General features: G+C 71.5%; 6 protein-coding genes. 3 read left to right on the forward strand and 3 right to left on the reverse strand.

From position 1 onward, the window contains the following. The coding region (locus ABD127_RS05720; protein WP_344198642.1) for a chromosome segregation SMC family protein at positions 1-1,379 on the reverse strand (1,379 nt) is incomplete at its 3' end. A 76-nt stretch (positions 1,380-1,455) separates the two neighbouring features. Next, positions 1,456-1,656, reverse strand: coding sequence for a hypothetical protein (locus tag ABD127_RS05725; protein ID WP_344198644.1), 201 nt, complete (start codon positions 1,654-1,656; stop codon positions 1,456-1,458). Between the two features lie 160 nt (positions 1,657-1,816). On the opposite strand from ABD127_RS05725, the gene ABD127_RS05730 reads away from it, so the two are divergent. Beyond that, entirely contained in the window at positions 1,817-2,320 is a 504-nt protein-coding gene (locus ABD127_RS05730) for a PH domain-containing protein (protein ID WP_344198646.1), read from the forward strand. After that, positions 2,313-3,674, forward strand: a complete 1,362-nt coding sequence (locus ABD127_RS05735) for a PH domain-containing protein (RefSeq protein ID WP_344198648.1) — start codon at positions 2,313-2,315, stop codon at positions 3,672-3,674. The genes ABD127_RS05730 and ABD127_RS05735 overlap by 8 nt, the downstream gene beginning before the upstream one ends. On the opposite strand, the gene ABD127_RS05740 is transcribed toward ABD127_RS05735, so the two are convergent. Further along, complete coding sequence (locus ABD127_RS05740) at positions 3,641-5,695, reverse strand: DNA gyrase/topoisomerase IV subunit B (RefSeq protein WP_344198650.1); 2,055 nt, start codon at positions 5,693-5,695, stop codon at positions 3,641-3,643. The genes ABD127_RS05735 and ABD127_RS05740 overlap by 34 nt on opposite strands. Positions 5,696-5,881: 186 nt before the next feature. Here ABD127_RS05740 and ABD127_RS05745 point away from each other — a divergent pair, with 186 nt between their 5' ends. Beyond that, positions 5,882-6,109, forward strand: a complete 228-nt coding sequence (locus ABD127_RS05745; protein WP_344198652.1) for a DUF7455 domain-containing protein — start codon at positions 5,882-5,884, stop codon at positions 6,107-6,109. The last annotated feature ends 40 nt before the right edge of the window (positions 6,110-6,149 follow it).

Consider the following 6,149-nt stretch of genomic DNA (forward strand, 5'->3'; position numbering starts at 1 on the left):
TCGCGGGTCTCGGCCGCGGCGAGCTGGTCGTCGAGGCCCGACTCCCCCGCCGACAGCCCGGCGATCTGCGACTCCAGCGCGGTGAACTCCTGCTGCGAGGTGTCGGCGCGCGCGATCGCGTCGTCGCGGGAGGTCGTCAGGCGGCCCAGCTCGGCCTCCGTGGCCTCGCCGCGCAGCTTGATCGCGTTGACCTGACCGTGCAGGCGCGCCAGACCCTCGCGCTGGTCGGCCGCAGCGCGCAGCAGGCCCGCGATGCGACGCTCCTCGGTCGTGTACGCCGACTCGGCCTCGCTGCGGGCCGCGACGACCTCCTGCAGCCGGGTCGTCGCCGCGGCGACCTCGCGGGCCAGCACGTCGTGCTGCTCCTGCGCGCGGCGGGCGTCGGCCTCGAGCTCGTCGGGGTCGCGCCCGTGGTGCTGGTCGTCGGCCTCGACGGCCGCCAGCCGGACCCGCTCGGTCGCGAGGCCGGCCGTGCCGCGCAGGCGCTCGCGCACCCCCGAGAGCGCGTACCAGGCCTCCTGGGCGGCCGAGAGGCGTGGCGAGTCGTCACGCAGGCGGTCCTCGAGCTCGGTCTCGGCACGACGTGCATGCGCGATGGCCGACTCGACGGCGGCGCGGCGCTCCTTGAGCGCGGACTCGTCGGCGAGCTCGGTGGCGATGACCTGCTGGGCGCTGACGACGTCGTCGGCCAGGAGGCGGGCCCGCGCGTCACGGACGTCGGCCTGGATGACGGCCGCGCGACGCGCCACCTCGGCCTGCCGACCGAGCGGCTTGAGCTGGCGGCGCAGCTCGTTGAGCACGTCGGCGAGTCGCGTCAGGTTGCCCCGCGTCGCCTCGAGCTTGCGGACCGCCTTCTCCTTGCGCTTGCGGTGCTTCAGGACACCGGCGGCCTCCTCGATGAAGCCGCGCCGCTCCTCGGCCGTCGCACGCAGGACCGAGTCGAGCTGGCCCTGGCCGACGATGACGTGCATCTCCCGGCCGATGCCGGAGTCGCTCAGCAGCTCCTGCACGTCGAGCAGGCGCACGGTGTTGCCGTTGATCGCGTACTCCGAGCCGCCGTTGCGGAACATCGTGCGCGAGATCGTGACCTCGCTGTACTCGATCGGCAGCGCGCCGTCGGAGTTGTCGATCGTGAGGACGACCTCGGCGCGGCCCAGCGGCGCGCGGCCCGAGGTGCCGGCGAAGATGACGTCCTCCATCTTGCCGCCGCGCAGCGACTTGGCGCCCTGCTCGCCCATGACCCAGGCCAGGGCGTCGACGACGTTGGACTTGCCGGAGCCGTTGGGGCCGACGACGCACGTGATGCCGGGCTCGAGCTCGAGCGTCGTGGAGGAGGCGAAGGACTTGAACCCGCGGAGCGTCAGGCTCTTCAGGTACACAGCGGCTCCAGGATCACGTCAGCGTCGACCGGGTCAGGCCGAACGGGTGGGAGCCACCCTAGTGCCGGGCGGGCACTCAGTGGGCGACCGGCTCCAGCAGGTCAGCCGGGGTCACGGAGTCGACCTGGTCGTGCAGGGCCTTGAGCAGGCCGTCGTTCTCGATCTTGAGTCGCAGGACCTCGGCCTCGAGGTCGGCGACCCGGCGCTTGAGCAGCGCGGTCTGGTGAAGCTGGGCGGGGTTCGGGCCACCGAGATGACCGACGAGTGCCTTGGCCATGGAGATCCTCCACGTTGGGATGAGCCAGAAGAACGCGAGGAGCGCCGGTGGGCGCCCGCGGGGCGGGATCCAAGTCCCGCGTCTCCCAGTCTCTCACCGCCCCGATTGCCCCGTCAAACCCGGCCGTGAGCGAGGCGGGGCCGGGCGTACGGTGGGCCTCATGAGCGATCCCTTCGACCCTCAGGACACGGGGTGGACGCCCGTCTCCCCACGCCTCGCGACGGCACGGATCCTGATCGGCACGGTCACCGTGGTCGTCGTCGCCGTGCTCGTCCTCGCGGTGCTGGCCGTCATCGCCGCCACCACCTCGATGCCGACCTGGCTGCTCGCCGTGCCGATCGTCCTCGCCCTGGCCGCGGTGGCGTGGCTCGTCTGGTGGGCCCCTCGCAACGCCCGGTCCTGGGGCTACCAGGAGACCGAGGAGGAGCTGCTCGTGCGCCACGGCATCATGTTCCGGCGCCTGGTCGCGGTGCCCTACGGCCGCATGCAGTTCGTCGACGTCGAGATCGGCCCGCTGGCGCGACGCCTGGGCTTTGCCAAGCTCAGCCTGCACACCGCGAGCACCGAGACGGCGTCGACCGTGCCCGGCGTCCCCCACGAGGAGGCCCTGCGCCTGCGCGTCCGCCTGACCGAGCTCGGCGAGTCGCGAGGCGCCGGTGTCTGACCAGGCCGCGGGCACGCTCGGGCGCCGCACCCATCCCCTGACCGCCGTGGTCCAGGGGCTTGGCTGGTCGTTCGCGGCCACGGTCGGCCTCGTCGGCTCGATCGTGAGTGGTGGACAGATCGAGTCGTGGAGCCTGATCGCCCTACCGGCTGCCGCGGTCGGCGGCGTCGTGGTCGGCAGCCTGATCGGCTGGCTGTCGTGGCGGTTCACGCGGTTCGTGATCGACGACTCCGAGGCGCGCCTCGACTCCGGGATCATCTGGCGCAGCTCCCGGCGCGTTCCGTTCGAGCGACTGCAGTCGGTCGACATCCACCAGCCGTTCGTCGCCCGTGTGCTCGGCCTCGCGGAGCTGCGTCTCGACTCGGCCGGCGGCAAGGAGTCGCGCACGACGGTCCGCTACCTGACGCTGCCGGAGGCCCACGAGCTGCGCGCCCTGCTGCTCCGCCGGGCGCACGCCTCGGAGACCGGGAGCGATGCCGGCGACGCGACGCCTCCCCCGCCGCCCGGCACCGCCGAGGGTGAGCTCGTCGCCGTCGTGCCGCCCTCCCGGGTCGTGATCGGCACGATCCTGTCGCTCGACTTCGTCGGTGCGGTCGTCGTCGCGATCGGCGCGATCGTCGCGTCGGTCTGGTTCGCTGCTCCGCTCGCGGCACTGGGCGGCCTGATCGGCGCCGGCAGCTGGGTCGTCCGGATCGTCGCCGAGCGCGTCGTGCAGCAGTGGGGCTATCGGCTGACTCGCGTCGAGCACGGCCTGCGGATCGAGCGCGGCCTCCTCAGCCGCACGTCCGAGACCGTGCCGTTCGAGCGCGTGCAGGGCGTGGCGGTCGTCGAGCCGCTCATCTGGCGCCAGTCCGGGTGGAGCCACCTGCTCGTCTCGGTCGCCGGCGGCGGAGGCGGCGGCGACGCCGAGGACCAGGAGCGGGCCACGACGCTGCTCACGATCGCCGACCGCGAGCTGACGGCGCGCGTCGTCGACCTGCTCGTGCCCGGCGCCGTGCAGGACGTCGAGCACCGCAGGCGCGCCGCGCGCGCGGGCTGGCTGTTCGCCCCGATCGGGTGGCGCTTCCGCTGGATCGGCTCCGACGACGTCGCAGCCGTGTCGCGCACCGGGTGGATCACGCGACGCACGAGCATCCTCCCGTTCCGCAAGTCCCAGTCGGTGGCGGTCGAGCAGGGCCCGCTCCAACGCCTCCTGGGCGTCACGAGCGTCGCCGTGCACAGCCCCGACGGACCGGTCGCGGTCGGCTGCCTGCACCTGTCGCCCGCCGACGCCACTGCGGCGGCCGAGGAGGTTCGGGCGCGGATCTGCCCGGGCGGCGCTCAGGCGTCGATGCGGTCGCGGTCGAGCTCGTAGGCCCCGGCCACGATGAAGTCCTTGCGCGGCGCGACCTCCGAGCCCATCAGCAGCTCGAACACGTCGCTCGCCTCCTCCGCGTCGTCGACCGTGAGACGACGCAGCGTGCGGTGACGCGGCTCCATCGTGGTCTCGGCCAGCTGGTCGGCGTCCATCTCGCCCAGACCCTTGTAGCGCTGCACCGGGTCCTTCCACGAGATGTTCTTCTTGCGCAGCTCCGCGAGCGTGCGCTGCAGCTCGGCGTCGGAGTACGTGTACCGGTACTTGTCCTGGCCCTTCTTCGGGCTGGAGAGCTCGATTCGGTGCAGCGGCGGCACGGCCGAGTAGACGCGACCTGCCTCGACCAGCGGGCGCATGTACCGGAAGAACAACGTGGCCAGCAGGCACCGGATGTGCGCACCGTCGGAGTCGGCGTCGGCCATGAAGATGATGCGGCCGTAGCGCGCCGCGTCGAGGTCGAATGTGCGCCCCGAGCCGGCGCCGACGACCTGGATGATCGAGGAGCACTCGGCGTTCTTCAGCATGTCGCCGATGGAGGCCTTCTGGACGTTCAGGATCTTGCCGCGGATCGGCAGCAGCGCCTGGAACCCGGAGTCGCGTGCGCTCTTGGCGGTGCCGAGCGCGGAGTCGCCCTCCACGATGAACAGCTCCGAGCGCTCGACGTCGGTGCTGCGGCAGTCGGCCAGCTTGGCCGGCAGGGCGCTGGACTCCAGGGCGTTCTTGCGGCGCTGGGTGTCACGCTGCTGCCGCGCCATCAGGCGGGTGCGCGAGGCACCCACGACCTTCTCCAGCACCAGGCGCGCCTGGGCCTTGTCGGCGCCGCGGGTGGCCGTGAGGAACGTGCGCAGCTCGTCGGTGACGACCTTCTGCACGATGCGGGTGACCGCGGGCGTGCCGAGGACCTCCTTGGTCTGCCCCTCGAACTGCGGCTCGGCCAGGCGCACCGTGACGACGGCCGAGATGCCCTCGAGCACGTCGTCCTTGATCACGTCGGGATCGCCGTTCTTGAGCAGACGGGTCCCCCGCAACGTCTCGTTGAACGTCTTGGTCATGCCGCGCTCGAAGCCCGCGACGTGGGTGCCGCCCTTGGGCGTGGAGATGATGTTGACGAACGAGCGCAGGTCGGTCTCGTAGCCTGTGCCCCAGCGCAGCGCGACGTCGACGCCGAGCGTGCGGTCGACGTCCTGCGGGGTCATGTGGCCCTTGCCGTCGAGCATCGGCACGGTCTCGGTGAACGTGCCCTCGCCCTGCAGCCGGACGACGCCCGTGACCGGCTCGTCGGGGGCCAGGTACTCGACGAACTCGGCGATGCCGCCCTCGTGCTTGAAGGACTCCTCGACGACCTCGTCCTCGCGCTCGTCGCGGATCGCGATCTCGAGACCGGGCACGAGGAAGGCCGTCTGGCGGGCGCGGCGGGTGAGGTCCTCGTAGGAGAACTTCGCCCCCTTGATGAAGATCTGCGGGTCGGCCCAGTAGCGGACCCGGGTGCCGGTGCGGGCCTTGGCGACCTTGGCGACCTTGGTGAGCTCGCCGTCGGGGACGCCGCGGCGGAAGGTGAGCGCCCAGGTGGCGCCGCCCTTGTCGACCTCGACGTCGAGCCGCTCGGACAGTGCGTTGACGACAGCGGCGCCGACACCGTGCAGACCGCCTGAGGCGTTGTAAGCGCCGCCGCCGAACTTGCCGCCGGCGTGCAGCTTGGTGAAGACGACCTCGACACCGGTCAGGCCGGTCTTGGGCTCGATGTCGACCGGGATGCCGCGCGCGTTGTCGTGCACCTCGACCGAGCCGTCGGCGTGCAGGATCACGTCGATCTTGTCGCCGAAGCCGGCCAGGGCCTCGTCCACCGCGTTGTCGATGATCTCCCACAGGCAGTGCATCAGCCCGCGGGTGTCGGTGGAGCCGATGTACATGCCAGGGCGCTTGCGCACGGCCTCGAGTCCCTCGAGAACGAGCAGGTTGCGGGCGTCGTACGTGCTGATGTCAGGTCTCCTCGGTCGTCCCACGAAGCGGTCGTGGCGCACGGTCAGGGTATCGACGCAGGAGAATGTCACGTGGTTGTGACACGCGGCTCCAGCGTGGCGCGCTTCCTTGCCCCACTCAGGCACTATCAATGAAGTACGTCACCAACACCGGCGAGGAATACCGCCTCGTGATTGGATGTTGGTGGCTACTGAAGAAGTAATCCCCCCGAAGGAAAGTAGGTCACCGTGACGGCTCTTGCTGAACGCCCCGCGTTGAACGCGACCGACCGCTGCGATCGCTGCGGCGCCCAGGCCTACGTCCGAGTCGAGCTCTCGAGCGGGCTCGAGCTGCTGTTCTGCGCCCACCACGCCCGCGCGTACGAGGACAAGCTGCGCGACGTCGCGGCCTCGATCCACGACGAGTCGGGCCAGCTCGCCTCCATGCCGGCAGCCGCCGGCGACCCGGAGGCCTGAGCCCCGACCGCAGTCCCTCCGACACCACGAACGCCCCGGC

The organism is Aeromicrobium alkaliterrae (assembly GCF_039529015.1).
Taxonomy (GTDB): domain Bacteria; phylum Actinomycetota; class Actinomycetes; order Propionibacteriales; family Nocardioidaceae; genus Aeromicrobium; species Aeromicrobium alkaliterrae.

Excerpts from the sequence above, each read along its gene's own strand:
- ABD127_RS05725 (WP_344198644.1), bottom strand. The coding sequence starts at position 1,656 with ATGGCCAAGGCACTCGTCGGTCATCTCGGTGGCCCGAACCCCGCCCAG.
- ABD127_RS05730 (WP_344198646.1), top strand. The coding sequence starts at position 1,817 with ATGAGCGATCCCTTCGACCCTCAGGACACGGGGTGGACGCCCGTCTCC.